The 17454-nt window shown below is 45.2% G+C and carries 11 protein-coding genes; 1 reads left to right on the top strand and 10 read right to left on the bottom strand.

Annotation, left to right across the window (positions count from 1 at the left end; genetic code table 11):
* Nucleotides 1-520: 520 nt before the first annotated feature.
* From QT992_RS22465 to bioF, 5 genes are all read right to left on the bottom strand, one after another.
* Entirely contained in the window at nt 521-1891 is a 1371-nt protein-coding gene (locus tag QT992_RS22465) for an ATP-binding protein (protein ID WP_333342967.1), read from the bottom strand.
* 83 nt (nt 1892-1974) lie between these two features.
* Complete coding sequence (locus tag QT992_RS22460) at nt 1975-2346, bottom strand: response regulator (RefSeq protein WP_333322531.1); 372 nt, start codon at nt 2344-2346, stop codon at nt 1975-1977.
* 5 nt (nt 2347-2351) lie between these two features.
* Entirely contained in the window at nt 2352-5282 is a 2931-nt protein-coding gene (locus tag QT992_RS22455; RefSeq protein WP_333342966.1) for an ATP-binding protein, read from the bottom strand.
* A 1019-nt stretch (nt 5283-6301) separates the two neighbouring features.
* Complete coding sequence (pirA, locus tag QT992_RS22450; protein ID WP_172185012.1) at nt 6302-6451, bottom strand: arginine synthesis PII-interacting regulator PirA; 150 nt, start codon at nt 6449-6451, stop codon at nt 6302-6304.
* Between the two features lie 284 nt (nt 6452-6735).
* Nucleotides 6736-7908, bottom strand: coding sequence for an 8-amino-7-oxononanoate synthase (gene bioF / locus QT992_RS22445; RefSeq protein WP_333322240.1), 1173 nt, complete (start codon nt 7906-7908; stop codon nt 6736-6738).
* Nucleotides 7909-7974: 66 nt separating this feature from the next.
* Between bioF and QT992_RS22440 the strand changes: the two genes are divergently transcribed.
* Nucleotides 7975-8910 (top strand): exopolyphosphatase, encoded by a 936-nt coding sequence (locus QT992_RS22440; protein WP_333342980.1) that lies wholly within the window; start codon nt 7975-7977, stop codon nt 8908-8910.
* Between the two features lie 123 nt (nt 8911-9033).
* On the opposite strand, the gene QT992_RS22435 is transcribed toward QT992_RS22440, so the two are convergent.
* From QT992_RS22435 to QT992_RS22415, 5 genes are all read right to left on the bottom strand, one after another.
* The gene (locus QT992_RS22435) at nt 9034-9267 is read right to left on the bottom strand and encodes a hypothetical protein (protein ID WP_333286890.1); all 234 of its coding nucleotides are present in this window, start codon (nt 9265-9267) and stop codon (nt 9034-9036) included.
* A gap of 11 nt (nt 9268-9278) precedes the next feature.
* Nucleotides 9279-10400, bottom strand: coding sequence for a glycosyltransferase family 4 protein (locus QT992_RS22430; protein WP_333342979.1), 1122 nt, complete (start codon nt 10398-10400; stop codon nt 9279-9281).
* Nucleotides 10401-11691: 1291 nt separating this feature from the next.
* Nucleotides 11692-12819 (bottom strand): type II secretion system F family protein, encoded by a 1128-nt coding sequence (locus tag QT992_RS22425; RefSeq protein WP_333322235.1) that lies wholly within the window; start codon nt 12817-12819, stop codon nt 11692-11694.
* A gap of 182 nt (nt 12820-13001) precedes the next feature.
* The gene (locus QT992_RS22420; RefSeq protein ID WP_333317755.1) at nt 13002-14099 is read right to left on the bottom strand and encodes a type IV pilus twitching motility protein PilT; all 1098 of its coding nucleotides are present in this window, start codon (nt 14097-14099) and stop codon (nt 13002-13004) included.
* Between the two features lie 75 nt (nt 14100-14174).
* Nucleotides 14175-16181: a GspE/PulE family protein gene (locus QT992_RS22415; RefSeq protein WP_333322233.1), complete on the bottom strand. Its 2007-nt coding sequence runs from the start codon at nt 16179-16181 to the stop codon at nt 14175-14177.
* Nucleotides 16182-17454 lie beyond the last annotated feature (1273 nt).

Raw genomic sequence — 17454 nt, 5'->3', positions numbered from 1 at the left:
TTAGTTCAAGACTTACGACACTGGTTAAGGTGAGGGTGGGATGTCGCGCTCACCTTAACCAGTTTGGGCTACTGACAAGCTCACAAACGACTCCAAATCTGGTATTTACTTTCACTCCCGCTGAGTGCGATACCGGGGGCTAACGCTCAATACGGTTCAGTTAAAACTGTTTATTCCGGGCGAGATCCCCCTCAATCCCCCTTAAGAAGGGGGACGCAAGAGTAAGCTCTTGTCCCCCCCTTCTTAAGGGGGAGTAGGGGGCAAGCTAAGGGGGGATCGGGCTGGGAGCATCTCAGTTTTGTAAAAAGCATTTTTTTTATTGTAGTGCGAGCGTCCCCGCTCGCGTATTGTACAATACGCGAGCGGGGACGCTCGCACTGTAAATGCAAAACTGAGATGCTCCCGATCGGGCTTAACTAAACCGTATTGGGCTGCCACTACCAAAGGTGTAAATTTCCCCCATCAATTCGCACAAGGAATAAGCTTGACTTTTACTGATTTCGCCTTCTTTTCGCCAATTTTATTCCCCTTCACTCGCCTTCATCTCTACCCGCTCGCTCTGCCTAATGGGAATCTCAATCACAAATTCTGCACCCCGCTCTGGCTGTGATAAACACTTCAAATCTCCGCCGTGCTTTTCCACCACAATCTCATAGCTAATAGATAATCCCAAACCAGTACCTTGACCCACAGGTTTAGTTGTGAAGAAAGGACTAAATAGATTCGACCTTACCTCGCTTGTTATCCCCAGCCCATTGTCTTTAACACTGATTCTTACCCAATCCTGATTCAGCATAGAAGTACGAATCGTAATCGTACTTGGGTCGTTTTTAATTTGCTCCGGGCTGCGTTTTTTATCATACTGATTCAAGGCATCAATTGCATTGCTCAGCAAATTCATAAATACCTGATTCAACTGACCGACATAACATTCTATTTTTGGCAAATCTCCGTATTCTTGAATAATTTGAATAGGTGGACAATCAGGCTTAGGCTTGAGCCGACTCTGCAAAATGACTATACTGCTGTCGATGCCATCGTGAATATTAACGGGTTTCATCTCAGCTTCGTCAAGGCGCGAGAAGTTCCGCAACGTCAGCACAATCTGACGGATACGTTCAGCCCCTACTTTCATCGAAGATAGCATTTTAGGCAGATCTTCTCTGATAAATTCTAGCTCTATGTTCTTAATTAAAGCTTGGATTTCAGGGTGATTGTGAGCATCGTGCTGCTCGTAAAGGTTGATTAAACCCAATAAATGCTGAGTATACTCATTGACATAAGTTAAATTGCCATAGATAAAATTAACGGGATTATTAATTTCGTGGGCCACACCAGCAACTAACTGTCCTAAGCTAGACATTTTCTCAGTCTGAATAAGCTGAGCTTGGGTGCGCTGTAAATTTTGCATTGCGAGTTCTAGTTGGATAGCTTTTTCTCGCTCTCGCACTTCTGATTGCCGCAATTTGTCCTCTCTTTCTTGGCGCAAGCGTTCGTTTTCTTTTAGTTCTTGCACGTGCTGCAAAGTTTTGTTAATAGTAATTTCTAAATCCTGAAAATCTATAGGCTTAGTTAAAAAATCAAAAGCCCCACCATTCATTGCCTTTCTAATATTTCCCAAGTCGCCATAAGCAGATATAACTACTGTTTTGACCATAGTAACTAGCTCGTTAAGTTTCGCTAGCAAAGCCATGCCATCCATGACTGGCATATTAATATCTGTCAGTACAATATCTATATCCGGCTCCTCTCGCAACTTTGAAAGCGCTTCTACGCCATTATGTGCAAAAAAAACTTGGTATTCTCCTGCGCGTATCTTTTTTCTAAATTTCTGGCAAATTAAAGATTCTAAATCGGGCTCGTCATCCACAAAAAGTATTTTGGCAGGCATATTAGGCTCTCAGTTGCTAGTAGAAGGAATAAATAAGAGATGAGGATGATAAAAGTAGCAATTAGCAATTATGTTGCCTGAATTTACTCCAAATTGATAATTTTATTTTTCAGGAAATCAAAATTAACAGGTTTAGTAATATAGTCATCAGCTCCATACTCTATGGCGACTTGGTAATTTGTCTCATCTCCATAAGCGGTTATCATAAAAAATTTTAGATCGGGAAACTTTTCTTTGGTAATTCGGAGCAGTTCTAGCCCCGTCATTCCGGGCATATTAATATCCGACAAAATCAAGATAATAGAGGGTTGTTTGGGGTTGTCTAAATATTGTAATGCAATCTCGGCTGACAAGGCAAAATAAAATTGAATTTGCCCTGCTTTGATTTCTTTTCTAAATTTTTGTTTGAACAATGACTGAATATCTTCTTCGTCGTCTACAACCATTACTTTCATTGTTTTTACTCCTTAACTCCGGCTATCTTTTTTTGCAATGTAATTATAAATTCGGTGTAACTTCCTACTTCTGTTTCTACTTTTAGTTCTCCGCGATGCTGCTGGACGATAATATCGTGACTCATAGATAGACCTAGACCAGTCCCTTCCCCAGCAGGCTTTGTAGTAAAAAAGGGATTGAAAATTTTATCGAGTACATCGGGCGTCATACCCGGCCCGTTATCGCGAATGCGAATTTCAACCGCCGAGCCAAGATTGCGAGTTCTGACATCAAGCTGGGGGGAAAAGTCTTCTCCCATTTCTTGTTTCTTTTGATGGGCTGCATAGCAAGCATTGTTAATAATGTTAAGAAAAACCCTGGAAATGTCTTGTGGCACGACTTCTACTTTGCCAATATCATTATCGTAGCCACTTTTTATGATAATCTTAAAAGAAGCCTCCTTGGCTCGCATCCCGTGATAGGCTAGATTGACATATTCTTCTAATAAACTATTTATATCTGTGGCTTCCCAATGACCACTTTCTCCGCGAGAATGCAAAAGCATATTGCCGACGATTCTGTCGGCTCTTTGACCGTGTTGATTGATTTTTTGGAGATTGGCTTTTAGATCGGTTAATAGCTCAGCAATATACTCACTTGTTTCTGGTTCTAACCGTTCAGTTTGATTTTCAATTTCTTGTAAAATTTCTTCGGTTAATTCAGCAGAAACTTCTGAAAAATTGTTTACAAAGTTTAAGGGGTTCCTGATTTCGTGGGCAATCCCTGCTGTTAAACTGCCCAGAGAAGCGAGTTTTTCTTGCACGATAATCTGATTTTGCATGGCCCTGAGATTTTCTTCGATCCGCTGGCGCTCTTCAATTTCATTCTGCAATTGTTCCACACTATGGGTGAGTTCAGATGTACGCTCCTCGACTTTGATTTCTAGTTCCTCATTAGCTTTTTGCAGGGCTTCCTGGGCTTGCTTGCGATCGGTGATATCGCGGACGATCGCCACATATTCTTGCAGATCCTGATTGGAAACAGAAGCGTCTTGGGAAAATCGATCGGAGATGGCAACTTCCAGAATGCGCGAGTCTCCATTGGGTAAGTTGAGGTTTTGTTCGCTACGACTGAGCCACTGCTCTGGCTGAGCCGCTAATCCGGGTAGTAATTTGTTCAGGTAAGACCCAATTAGCCTAGTTGCGTCTATTCCGAAGATGCTTTCAGCAGCCGGATTAGTCTGACGAATTACACCATTTTCATCCAGCACTACAATAGCGTCCAGGGCAATGGTAAAGAGCTGTTCTGCTCCCTCTCTTGCTTCATCCATTGAGAACACTTGGGGTAAACTCGTCCAGCAGGCAACTGCCACCCCAATAAAAGCAACTGTCACGAGTAGCACTACCAATAAATTCAAGCCAACACTAGAGTTAGCATATAATTTGAAGCCAAAAATCCAGCCGATCGCCACGGCGCTAACGATCAGTAAGATTAAAACTACAACCTGAGACGCTACAAAATCTGGGATCTTGCCCTGGCTGCTGTTGCGATAACGCCGAATCCACCACGAGGGATGGAAAGGTGCAAAAGCAATGCGACTCATCCCTGCATCCACTGCTAAAACGGCAAGGGGAAAAAACAACCCAATGATAAAGTCTTGCCAACCCCAAGCCAAGCCTCCGACTACTAGAACCACCGCATCTACTACGAAAAAGCCCAGCGACCACCCAGGCCACCGAACTTCTGGCTTATCCCGCCGCAGCCATAGTGAGAGATGGAACATCATCAGGCAGACAACCAAGCCAACATTAGTAATCGCCACAAGCCGAGGCACATTTCCCCAAGCTAGACAGATTAAACTCAGAACTAAAACCAAGGCAAGCGCGAATCCAAATACACCCCGTCGGGATACAACTGCGAATGTTGGCGAAATATGCCCATCTACGGCAAGTTGGTACAGCATCCGGGGGCAGTTGGAAACAATTGTCGCGCAACTCAGAAGACAGCTTGCGACTACTAGAAAGGTGACAAGGGTGGGAACCCAGGGCCCCCATAATACCTGACAGGCAGCTAATACATTCAAGAATACGTCATCTTTCAGATCGGGAGCGGTAGCCAAGCGCATCAGTACCCAGGAACCTCCCAAAATAACAGGCAGCATCCCCAGTGCGGAAATTTTGAGAAACTGCAACGTTTTAGTAGGGTTGCGACTATCCGCTACGAAACTGGCGGCGGAGTCACAGCAGTAGAAGATGTATGTAGCAAAGTAAAACCACTTAGCCCAGTCAATAAAGGTGAATTCCGGCCAAATGGTGGGGAAAAAGCCGGGACTGTTTGGGGAAAAAGCTAACCAGATTAGACCATGAATGGAAAAAACGGATAATACGCCCACTGTCGGCAACACAAAAAAGGCGTGGAGAATACTTAAGGCGCGAGTACCGCTGAATGTCAAAATGAAGGGTAGGAGCGTGAAGGTAATATTTAGTAAAGTTTCAGGACAGCTAAAACCTAAACTATTGAGGTTGACTTTGATTAGCTGGGTCAGCACGATCGCAGAAATTGGCAGTGTTGATACCCAGCTTAAAAAGTAGCCGATCGCCGCATAACTTCCCAGGCCCGGATAATTTTTCAGCATTCGGGCGGTATAGTTGGGCGTTCCCCCAGCCATGTCTGGGAAATACTCGCCGATGCGTTTTACCTGTAGATTGAGCATTATGCCCATGAGGATACCGGGCAACCAGACGAAGATGGCGCTAGGCCCAATCGCTGCTTGGATCGCTGTGGCAATGGTAAACCAATTGGCGTGACCGGTGAGGCCAAAGCCCGATGTTTCGACGGCACTCAGGCTTCGGGGTAGGCGCATGAGCGATCGTCTCTTGAGATTGTCTCTTGGGTAAGGCTGAGTTGGTTCTGAGTGGTAGCCGTTTTCCGGCTGGTCTCGGATGTTTGTCGCCATCACTTTTATCTATTATTTTGGGGATTTTGCTCTCGCCACCGTGATGTTCAGCTTTATAGCTTTTAACTTTTTCCGTTAAGCATTTTTGCGAGTCTTAAATTTTGGCAAAGCTGCCTTTCCCAGTCAACCATGAAAATCTATCTCAATCCATCTTCAATATTACATTTTATTTCTGACTTCTGACTTTGGCTAATTTCGCGTTCTTTTAGCCATGCCGTTGAGGCTTCGGCAACGTCGTTGGGTGTTTAAGGCCTTCAGGCATTACATAGAAATTGGGCCGGACTTAAGCAACTGCCACAGATCCGGGTACCAGCACCCTAAAATTAGACAATAAACATCAGAACATCGGGAATTTTGAGTTTCTCAATTAAATAATTTAATCGCAGCCCGTGTTTAATTTGATATATTATTTTACCTGTTTTATCAGCTCAATTTTTGAGCGCCTAACCCACACAATTTAAGCGCAAGCAATATGATTTAGTTGAAGGTTAGCTTGACGGCACTGCCAATATTCTCTCTCGGTTACTTACTTGATTTCCCTAGAAAATTGCTCAATTTTCCAACGAATAGCACACTCATGTGTGTACGTTATTCGTGCTGGATTGAGTTTGGTTGTTAGTCGCGAATGTCCACTTGTCAGTGCCCCGGAGTGCTTAAAGTGATGGGTGAGGGGGCGATCGCGCGGGAGCATCTCAGTTTTGCATTTACAGTGCGAGCGTCCCCGCTCGCGTATTGTACAATACGCGAGCGGGGACGCTCGCACTACAATAAAAAAAATGCTTTTTACAAAACTGAGATGCTCCCGATCGCGCCCTCACCATGTGCCAGTTGCGTAACTGTTCCCTCTTCCTTCTTTCTTCTTCCTTCTCAATAAAAAATCCCGGTTTCTTGAAGAAACCGGGATTTTTCCTACCAACTAAGAGAGGAGTCAACACTTCACAGGTAGCGGTTGCCGGAATTCTGCATTTCTCGCACAACCCTCTAAACCAAACTACGGGCAAATTCTAGTGGCAGCTTCTTTAAAGCTGTCTCATTTCCTCTTCAAGCACCCGAACCAAATCTTGATTGCCACTGGATCTCGCTACTTCTATGCGGTGCATCAGTTGCTTGTGAATGTTAGCGCGGTGGGTTTCTGCTACTTTTTTTACGTTTTGACGATTTGTGTTCATGGTGGACGTTCCTTATATAAAATTTGGTGTACCTGCTACTTCTCTAATATAGCGCTAAATTCCAAAAAGTATCTAAATTTACAAAAAATTTACAGTTGTTGACCGATCGACCCAACTACTGTATAAGATTGGCCATAAGTCAATAGCGATATCTTGACAATCAGAAGTCATTAGTCATTAGTCATTAGTCATTAGTCATTAGGCCGATGCCCGATGCCCGATGCCCGATGCCCGATGCCCAACATTTACATTTAGTCAAGCGGTGCGCGGTACGTACCCAATATTTACTCAAAACTCAAAACTTGCTTCAGCGCCTCTACCAACTGCTGAAGGTGTGCGAGCTCGTGAGTTGCCATCAGCGAAATCCGAATTCGACTCACGCTGACAGTCGGAGGCCGAATGGCGGGAGCAAAAATACCCATATCCTTGAGTTTGCTGCCGACTTTTAAAGCGGAGGCTGCATCTTTTAACGGAAGGCTGAAAATTGGGGAGAGGGAATTACTAATTGGTAATTGGTGATTGGTAATCGCGCAATATTTGAAAGTTTCGATATTTTGTCGCAACCGAACTCGGCGTTCTGGTTCTTGCTGTACAATTCTCACAGCTTCCAAAGCAGCCGCCGCGTCAGCAGGCGTCAATGCTGTAGTATAAATCCAACTCGGAGCTCGATTACGCAGAAAATCAATTAAAGCAGCAGAGCCCGCAACGTAACCGCCCAAACTTCCCAAAGCTTTGCTGAGTGTCCCCACTTGAATCAGCGGTGTTCCCGTACACCCGAAATGTTCTGCACAACCGGCACCGCTAGCACCGAAAACTCCTGTAGCGTGAGCTTCATCTACTAATACCATGCAGTTAAAGATTCCGGCCACAGCCAACAACTGCGGCAGCGGACACAAGTCCCCATCCATGCTAAAGACGCTATCGGTAATAATTAAACACTTGCGGTATCTCGCGCGATTTTGCTCTAGCTTTGCCGTTAAATCCTCAAGATTGCAGTGACTGTACTCTAGGGCAGTTGCACCGCTGAGTGCGGCTCCGTTTTTCAGGCTCGAATGGTTGTACTTGTCAGATAATATCAAATCGCGCTTGCCGACAACGGATGCGATCGCCCCTAGATTCGCCAAATATCCCGAACTGAATACTAAAGCATCTTCAGTTTGTTTTAAATTAGCAATAGCTTGTTCGAGCTGTCGGTGCAAATCGCGGTGTCCGCTGACCAACCTCGAACCCGTCGCACCCGTACCAAATTCCTGAGTTGCAGCCATAGCAGCTTGAATTAACCTGTCATCGCCGGCAAGTCCCAGATAATCGTTGCTGGCAAAGTTAATCAGGCTGTGGCCTGCTAACTTTACCACAGGCCCAGGGGAACTTTCGATCGATTGTGGCGATCGATACCAATCGGCCCGGCGAACAGTGTCCAGGGACTTCTCTATCCAAGCGTAAGGGTCTGGGTTCATATTGGAAAGCGATCGGGTAATACGTTATATTAGCTGGTGATCAGTTCCTCCGTATCACAGAAGCATATGCCACTCACTAAAAAATACAGATTAGTCACCCGCAGCGATTTTGACGGTCTTGTCTGTGCCGTTTTGCTCAAAGAACTCGATATGATCGACGAGATTAAATTCGTGCATCCTAAAGATATGCAGGATGGAAAAATCGAAATAACAAATAACGATATTAGCACCAATTTACCCTATGTGGATGGAGTTCATCTAGCTTTCGATCACCATTTCAGCGAAACTCTTAGACACGAGAAAATCAAAATTAACCACATCATCGATCCCTATGCAGCGTCTGCGGCTAGGGTACTGTACAAATATTATGGAGGTCAAGCAAAGTTTCCTGATATTTCTGAGGCGATGATGGCGGCAGTTGACAAATCAGATTCTGCTCAATTTGCCCAAGAAGAGGTTCTGCATCCGCAAGAATGGGTGCTGTTAAACTTCATAATGGACGCCCGAACCGGGTTGGGAAGGTTTAAAGAATTTACCGTTTCCAATTATCAGTTAATGATGCAGTTAATCGATTACTGCAAATATCATACCATCGACCAAATATTGCAGCTTCCTGATGTAAAAGAAAGAGTAGACCTCTACTTCGAGCAAGAAGAAAAATTTAAAGAGCAAATACAGCGCTGCGCCAAAGTTTATAATAATTTAGTTGTTTTGGATTTGCGTAACGAAGAGGTGATTTATGCAGGGAATCGTTTTGTAATATACGCTTTGTTCCCTGAGTGCAATGTATCGATTCACGTACTTTGGGGTCTGAAACAACAAAATACTGTTTTCGCAGTTGGCAAGTCAATCTTTAACAAAACTTCTAAAACTAATATTGGGGAGTTAATGTTAAGATATGGCGGCGGTGGCCACCAGAATGCCGGAACTTGTCAGATAGAGAACGATAAAGCTAGTCAAGTTTTGAAAGAGTTAATTGCCCAGATAGAGCAAAATGGTTAAATTGGCTTTATCTTTTTTGCAGTCAGGACTTGAGTCTTTGATTATTTATTTTAATTTTCAGCACTAAAGTCCTTACTACAAATGGGGATTTTTAGGACTGAAGTCCTTACTGCAAACGGGAGTTTAGTCCTCAAGGTTTTGAGCTGGCGGGTTCTGAACATTGAGATTTTCTGAACTGTTGCCTTTGACGGGTGGCAAATGGTCTACCAAACCCATATCAAAAGCGATATCCGGCAACTCATCAGCGTTATATTTTCCTGGCTCAAACAACCGCCCAGGAGTAAAACAAGGCTGTTTCAATCGTACCACTTCCCCCGGTGAAAACATTCCCCTAAACATTTTGCGTTCGAGTCCCATAATTTCCGCTCCTAAAACAACTTTCGCATTAATCTTAACAATTTTTGAGCGGCAGCTTCCCAATTAAATAAATCCGCCGTCTCTTTAGCTTTTTGACCTACCTGAAAACGCATCGGGTCTTCAACAATTTTTCGTAACTGTTCGCGAACCGACTGAACATTTGGCTCTGCCCAATGAGGATCATTTCTGATTTTTAGATACTCAGTATCGTAACACTTTCCCACGGGAATTAGATCGTAAGCAATGGGATAGCAGTTATTAGCATTGGCGTACTCAGTCGGGCCGCCGTACATAGTCATAGCAACGGGCAAACCTGCTGCAAACGCATCCAAAATTTTAATCGCAAAACCCTCGCCGCGAAACGGAGCTAAAAAAGCATCTGCTGACAAGTATAAATCAGCTAGTTCTGCTTTATTATAAAATTTAGGGATTATCAGAATTTTGGCCTTTAACTTGCCGAATTGTTTTTCGATATTTACGAGATGTTCCACTATGCTATCAGTATTTTTGCCGCCATCTTTGATTATTAACTCTACGTTAGAATCATCTTTAAACTCTTCCCAAAAAGCTTGAAGGGCCAGATCCGTGCCAAATCTATACAAATCAAAAGAATTGGTCATGTGCAGAATATACTTTACATCTTTTTGGTTTTTTTGCGGTCTGGGCAAATAGAGTTGCGAGATTAAAGGATTGAAACCTAGAGGCAGGACTGATACGTTGGCCGCCGGACATCCAGCTTTTATTAAAACGTTTTTAGAATATTGGCTGACGGCTAGTTTGTGAGATGCAGTGTTAACAGCATCGTAAATCCAGTAATCATAATCCTCATGGTTTTTGGCGAATTCGTAATTGATAGCAAAAAGTTCTAAGTTGAGATGTCCGTTGAGTTCTTTTAAAAAATAAGGTTTCCAATAATGAGACCATTTGATATGAAATAAATCTGAGGGTGTGGTGTTCATCCACTTCTCTAGCAGGTCGTTTTCTTCTGCTGTGGAATGGCGGCTGAGAGGAGAGGCTATTGTTGAAGGTTCGACCGAAATAGGAATTCCCATTTGGTCTAAAGTTTTGGCCAGGGATAGGGTAATGTCGGTGAAGGAGTTAAAGTGTTGAAAGGCAACGTTAAAGTGAACCATATTTATTGGTTATTAGTCAGGGTAATCCCATCTAAGTTGGTATAAATTGTACTTGACAAATCACATAAAATGCACCCGCCAGAGGCAGGGCGGCGGTGGAGACGGGATGGGCGACCAACAAGCAGTTAAACTGGGAATGGACTCCCGGCAGGTATCCCTCACTGAGGCAGATGGAAAAAGGCTGCCGTCAAATCTACCGCTAACGGAACATTGTTGAACGTGCTATCAACCGACTCAAGCAATGGAGTCGGAGCGCTATTCGATATGAGAAGCCGCCTGCCAATTATACAGCCACGATCGCGATCGCCTGCATTCTGTTGTGGTTATAGTTTGAAAACACGGCCTAGACAAGAACATCTGATGGAGATAAATCAACTAGGTGGAACCCCAGCGAGCGTGCTTAGCTGGCTATCAGCATCACACTCAATTTTCCTTCCTTAGTTTACGAGCTGCGCTTGAAAGATACTGTCAAATGTTTAAAAAATTTCCCTCACCATTAAGCTGTTCGGCATTTAAAGGAGGATAGTAGGGTGCGGAGCGTAAATAAGCGTTTCCCATGTATAGTCAGTGTTCTAGCTGACGCACCTTACCTGGATCGTTAATGGTTTAAATGCGTAACAGCTTATACCTTAATTAAGATGCGATTACCCTGTAATATCTCTGAGTAAAATTTTTTATTTTTTATATTCTGGGGTCGTTCAAATTGGCCAAATATTCTAAAAAACTGGCCTTTAATATATTCACCGAAGCCAATGAATCTGTTTGTTTTGGTTGGTGATTTAAAGTTTGAGTAAAACCTTTTGGGAGCATCTCAGTTTTGCATTTACAGTGCGAGCGTCCCCGCTCGCGTATTGTACAATACGCGAGCGGGGACGCTCGCACTACAATAAAAAAAATGCTTTTTACAAAACTGAGATGCTCCCAACCTTTTGCCATTGATAGCATCCATCAACTAGAATAACTACATTTAAATTTATTCGGATTTAACTGTAGCATATTTGGGGTTCAAATTAAGATGCGTTTAAAGTGGAGCGTAAAGCCAGGATTAGGCAGCAGTTAAATCGGTCTACCTATCATACTTTACTTTTGTGACATTTTCGTAATTTCTCACCAATGGGAAGACCCTGGTAATGAAGATTTGGAGGCACAGCCTCCAAATTGTTTTCTCTTTTTAATCGAGGATGTGCCTCCTCCAAAAGTCTGCCCAGGCAGAGCCTGGGGACGATTGAAATAGTCATTGGTCAGGCGTTAATTGCTACTAACTAATCACTAATAACTAATTAGCTCTTGTTTACAGCTTCTGGAACACTGCGAACATCGGCAGATACATCGACAGCAAAATCGAACCTACGATACCACCGACGACCACAATCATCAGAGGTTCTAGCATACTGGTAAGTCCTTTTACTGCTTCTTCAACTTCCGTTTCGTAGAAAGCGCCAACTTTCATCAGCATCTTGTCAAGTTCCCCTGTCTCCTCGCCAATTGCCATCATTTGGATAGCCAAAGACGGAAAAACAGCTTGTTCTTGCAAAGCAATACTGATCATGCCGCCGCTTTGAATTTCCTGTCTCGCATATTCGATCGCATTAGATATCGCCTGATTCCCCGCCACATCTCGCACAATTTCCAAAGAATTGAGAATCGGCACGCCCGATCGCGTCAGCGACCCAAATATCACGCAAAAGCGAGCCACCGCAGATTTTTCGATCAAATCGCCAAAAATCGGCATTTTCATCGCAATTCTATCAATTTGTAGGCGACCTATGGGAGTTTTGTAGTACATATCGAAGGCAATTTTGAGCGCTATAATCACCCCAATAACTGTTATCTGTTGGATGGGAGGCCAAGCCGTACAAAATGCACTAATTGCCAACATAAACAACGTAAATGCTGGCAAATCTGCACCAATATCCTTAAAAATTTTGGCGAAAGTTGGCAGCAAGAATATAGTCATTGCGAAAAAAATCACGATCGCGATAGAAAACACCGTCTTCGGATAAGACATAGCCGAATTAATTTCAGCCTCCGTCTTGTGATTTTTTTCCATCATCACCGCCAGACGGTCTAGGGTTTCATCTAGCACCCCCCCGACTTCTCCCGCCGCCACCATACTGATAAACAGTTGGTCAAAAACATCAGGAAACTTAGCCATCGCCTCTGCCAAGTTTATCCCCTCCTGAACGTCCGCATTCATGCTCCTGAGCGCTCGCTTCAGCTTAGCATTAGAACACTGCTCGTGCAGCACAGAAAGGCATCGAACGATCGCCACCCCTGCATTAAACATAGCCGCAAACTGACGAGCAAAAATAGCCATATCCTTAACAGTAAGGCTGGTAAGGTTATATTCAATTTGCTCCTGAATCTTACCGAAATCAAAGCCACCTTTCGGTTTTGGGCGGATAACGTTGGTAGCCACAGCTCACCTCTGAAAATTTATTAAAACTTAGTTGTCAGTTGTCAGTTATCAGTTGTCAGTTGTCAGTTGTCAGTTGTCAGTTGTTAGTTGTTAGTTGTTACCCATAATTAATAACAACGGTCAACGGCCAACTGACTAATGACCAATGACTAATAACTAATGACTAATGACTGCTGACGGAATTAATGAGCTTTTACCGGGGCGCTACCCACAGGTGCCGGGCCGATCAAGCGTTCGAGTTCGTCAGCCTTAGAAGCCTTGGCCATTGCCGATTCCCAAGTGACTTTACCGCTCTTGTAAAGTTCCGCGAGGGCCATTTCCATCGTCCTCATACCCAATTTTGCCCCCATTTGGATTTGGGAGTAAATCATGGGAGTTTTGCCCTCCCGGATCAAGTTAGACATAGCAGGAGTATTCACCATGATTTCCATAGCACAGCAACGGCCGCCGCCAATTTTTATTACCAAATTTTGGCTGGCTATTCCCACCAAAGAGTTAGACACCTGGGCGCGAACCTGGGGTTGTTGAATGGGCGGGAACACGTCCAAAATCCGATCGATAGTTGCAGCCGCCGAATTAGTGTGCAGCGTTCCCATCACCATGTGACCCGTTTCTGCCGCCGAAATTGCCAGACCGATCGTTTCCAAGTCCCGCATTTCCCCCACCAGAATTACATCAGGATCTTCGCGCAAAGCAGCTTTCAGCGCATTAGCAAAGCTCTTAGTATCTTCGCCCTTTTGGCGCTGGTGAAACAAACTCTTGACATTGGGAAACACGTATTCGATCGGGTCTTCAACGGTTAGAATGTGTTCCGCCCGCGTCCGGTTGACCAGATCCAACAAAGCCGCCATCGTAGTAGTTTTCCCGGAACCCGTTTGTCCCGTCACCAACAGCATACCCCTGGGTCTTTCCGTCATATCCCGCAAAACCTGCGGCACGCCTAAAGCATCTGCGTTAGGAATCTTAGAAGCCAGAGCCCGCATACAAGCAGCCCAAGCACCCCGTTCCCGGTAGACATTTACCCGGAACCGAGCCAATCCCCGAACGCCGTAAGCGCAGTCGAGTTCCCACTCCATTTCCAACTGCTTGCGCTGCATATTGTTGAGCATTTGGAAAATCAGGATCTGCACTTCCTCAGCAGACAGAATGTCTCCGTATTGCGTCTGAGGAGTTAGTTTACCGCTGACTCGGAAGAATATAGGCGCGCCCGCTTGGATGTGTATGTCCGAACCCCCTTGCTCTACCAGGGACTCCAGTACGTCTTCAATCATCAGACCCATAGATACCTCTCCTCGATCGAATTGATAGTTATTGACCAATCTAGCTCAGTTAACAGTCAACAGTTAACTGTTGAATCAATCCAAAAAGCGTGGCGTCAAGCAGTACGGACAATCCAGCATCTCCGGCTTCAATTCCGCCTGACAAGTTTTGCAGGTAAGTCCCTGCTTGCGTTTGGCTTTCATTTCCGCCTCCAGGCCAGAGTCTGTAAACGTCACCCGCTCGACTTCTTCAAAAGTAGTCGCGCCTTCCCGCACCAACTGCAAGCTGTAAGCCAACAGCGTTTTCATCCCTTCTTCTACTGCTGCTTCCTTAATTTGCTCTGTGGGAGCTCCTTGAGTGATCAGAGTTTGAAGCCGCTCAGTATTTTTCAGGAACTCGTAAACCCCTACCCGCCCTTTGTAGCCTAGGCCGGCGCACTTCCGACAAAGTTCCTCGCGTTCTGCGAGTTCCTTCCTTTCCTCCACGGGTACAACGTTGGCTTTGTAAACAGTGAGATCAATTTCTTGAGAAGCCGACAGACCGTACTTGCCGAGTTCTGCGGCACTAGGCTGGTAAGGAATGCAGCATTTGTCGCAAACCCGCCGCATCAGACGCTGAGCCAACACGCCCAACAGAGCGGCCGAAACCATGAACGGTTCTACGCCCATTTCTGCCAAACGCGCGACTGCCCCGGCCGCGTCGTTCGTGTGCAGCGTCGTCAGCACCAAGTGTCCCGTCAAAGCAGCTTCCAGAGCCGTTTTGGCCGTTTCCTTGTCCCGCGTTTCCCCCACCAGCATCACGTCAGGGTCTTGCCGCAAAAATGCCCGCAGAATGTTGGAAAAAGTCAAGTCTTTTTCCCGAATTACTTGACATTGGGTAATTCCTGGCAAAGCATATTCGATCGGGTCTTCCGCCGTACTGATATTAACCCCCGGATCGTTCCGTTCCGCCAGAATCGAGTACAGAGTAGTTGACTTGCCCGAACCCGTCGGCCCCGTCACCAAAATCAGTCCGAACGGACGGCTAGCACTCTCTCGCACTAAAGCCAGAGTTTCTTCGTCGGAGATTAACAAACCCAAACCCAACTGAGTGCTGGAACTGTCCAAAATCCGCAGCACGATTTTTTCGCCGTACCGCGAAGGCAAGCTGTTCACCCGGAAATCCACCGTGCGTCCCTCAAATACCCGGCGGATGCGGCCGTCTTGAGCTTGTCGGCGTTCGGCAATATCCAGGTTGGCAATAATCTTGAAACGAGCCGTAATCGATTGGACTACCTGCTTGGGAAACCGGAAATACTCTTGCAGCACCCCATCTTTCCGCATCCGTATCCGCATGAACTCTTCTTGAGGTTCTACGTGGATGTCAGACACCTTTTCCGACAAAGCTTTAGCCAAAATGATATTGACGGCCTTAATTACGGGAGCAGCCTCTGCATCGTCCAAGGTGTTAGCGAGGTCTTCTTGGTCGGTGCTCTCCTCTACTAGGGAGAGTTCGCCAAAATCTCCCTCCCCTAAATCCATCTTTCTCTGCTTTTCGATTTCAGCTTTTTTAGCTTCCCTCTTAACTTGTTCGTCTTGATAGGTAGAAGTTATGTCCTGATAGTCGTCTGGCGTAATCACCCGTCGCTGCAAAGCCAAGCCATGAGGCTGTAAAATCCGCCGCAAATCTTCTATGGCGTTGAGGTTGTCGGGATCTACCATTGCCACTAAAACCGCCGCAGGCTCAGTTTCAGTCTTCGCTACGGGTAAAAACCGACCTTGGTGACAAATGTCGATCGAAATCTTCAATGCGTCGAGCATAACTCCGAGTTGCTCGTTAGACATTTCGCTCATCTCCGGGTCAAATGCTTCAACGCCGTAGACTATCTTCCGTTCAAACATCTGCTGCTTCTTGTAAAGCCGCAGCAATTCTGGAGGCAACGGCTGCCCGGTAAGTGCTTCTAACACCTCCGTCAACCGCTTGCCGGAGTTCCGGCTATCAACTAGAGCTTGCTTCACTTGCTCGCCGTTGACGTAACCCGACTGAATCATCTTGGTGATAGCCGGAGTAAAAGTGCTTAGAGCAACTATCGATGTGGAGCGCAGCGGGGATGTGCTAGTCATAAAAAACACTCAATAGGTGGGAAACTCAGTCACAAAGAGTGCTGAGAGGAAAAGCAACGCGGGGTTTTAACCCTCGGATTTTTGCTTATGGATCAGCTATCATTTTCTTGCTCAATCCCTATCTCTCCAGTGTAAGCTCGCAGTCCCCTCTAAGCTTCGTCCACAAATTGACGAGATGTTGGAGGGATTTGCCAATCCTTGCAATCAAATCTTGTTCGTTGAGTGCTAAGTTGCTTACTTACCTGATTAACTTGCGGGATACTCTCGTTATAGCGTCAGGGCACATCACTTGGGGATTCCCCGTACCGGGAGAGAAAAGCGGGGCGGGGTGTGTCCCCCTCCCAGGCTAATTCTATTTTCCCAAATTGTTTGCTCAAATTACACCGTCCGTGGTGGCGCGGTTAGCTGTACTAAATTAAAGATGACCTATGTTCTGTGATGATAGCTTTTACGAAAGCCTCGATCGCCCTTGTGAAATATATTTTGATTAATTATCTGCGATCGGTCACTGCCCGATCGTCGGCTGCATGAGCTCCCAGGGCAAATTTTGAGCTACTCTAGTTTTGGGTCAGTCAATATTACTTTGATTCTATCATGGTGTCCGAACCTTTGTGACGTAAGCTTGACGGTTCAAAAATCTTGGGAAGAGGCCAATTAGATATCAATCGTATTGACAGATGAGCCTCTGAGCAAAACCAACTAATCTCTCTCATTTGGCTGGAAAAAATTTGAGACTTCAAGCGACTTCGGCGGTATTGAATCAGAAAAACCACAGCCCCAATTCGCATCAAGATTAATAACCTAGTATCTGAGTTACACAAGCACACAGCTAACTACCTAGTCACTCAATACAAATTCCTCTTTCTCCCGACTTTGGAAACTCAGCAAATGGTAAAAAAAATCCAGCGTCAGCTTGCGACTAAAACAGCCTGATCGATGATAACTTTAAGTCACTATCGTTTTAAGTCAACCTTGAAACATCAAGCCTCCTAAGTGGGAAATCTGGTAGTAGACTTAACAGCAAAATATACTTATAAAAATTGTTGTAAAGGCGATCGCGTTAATTAAAAATGAGGAACCAACCAACATTGGGTTGCCCCCATTGTGGCCATATTATACGTAAATATCTAAACTAACCTTTGAATATTTTAGGGAAAGCTTTGAGCAATGTCTCCCGATCGGGCGAGACTTCCTCTTTTCACCGAAGAACGAGCCCGGCGTGCCCCTGGCTTTAGACACGGGGAGGAAGTCGGCTTCGGTTTCAACCGCCTTC

It is taken from the genome of Microcoleus sp. T3_D1 (genome assembly GCF_036700405.1).
In the GTDB taxonomy this organism is placed as follows: domain Bacteria; phylum Cyanobacteriota; class Cyanobacteriia; order Cyanobacteriales; family Microcoleaceae; genus Microcoleus.
The sequence above is the reverse complement of the archived record's forward strand: the minus strand, read 5'-3'. Positions and strand labels throughout refer to the sequence as shown.

Coding starts and splice junctions, on each gene's coding strand:
- QT992_RS22455 (WP_333342966.1), bottom strand. CDS start 5,282: ATGGCGACAAACATCCGAGACCAGCCGGAAAACGGCTACCACTCAGAA.
- pirA (WP_172185012.1), bottom strand. CDS start 6,451: ATGAACACAAATCGTCAAAACGTAAAAAAAGTAGCAGAAACCCACCGC.
- QT992_RS22435 (WP_333286890.1), bottom strand. CDS start 9,267: ATGGGACTCGAACGCAAAATGTTTAGGGGAATGTTTTCACCGGGGGAA.
- QT992_RS22465 (WP_333342967.1), bottom strand. CDS start 1,891: ATGCCTGCCAAAATACTTTTTGTGGATGACGAGCCCGATTTAGAATCT.
- QT992_RS22420 (WP_333317755.1), bottom strand. CDS start 14,099: ATGGGTCTGATGATTGAAGACGTACTGGAGTCCCTGGTAGAGCAAGGG.
- QT992_RS22460 (WP_333322531.1), bottom strand. CDS start 2,346: ATGAAAGTAATGGTTGTAGACGACGAAGAAGATATTCAGTCATTGTTC.
- QT992_RS22440 (WP_333342980.1), top strand. CDS start 7,975: ATGCCACTCACTAAAAAATACAGATTAGTCACCCGCAGCGATTTTGAC.
- bioF (WP_333322240.1), bottom strand. CDS start 7,908: ATGAACCCAGACCCTTACGCTTGGATAGAGAAGTCCCTGGACACTGTT.
- QT992_RS22430 (WP_333342979.1), bottom strand. CDS start 10,400: ATGGTTCACTTTAACGTTGCCTTTCAACACTTTAACTCCTTCACCGAC.
- QT992_RS22415 (WP_333322233.1), bottom strand. CDS start 16,181: ATGACTAGCACATCCCCGCTGCGCTCCACATCGATAGTTGCTCTAAGC.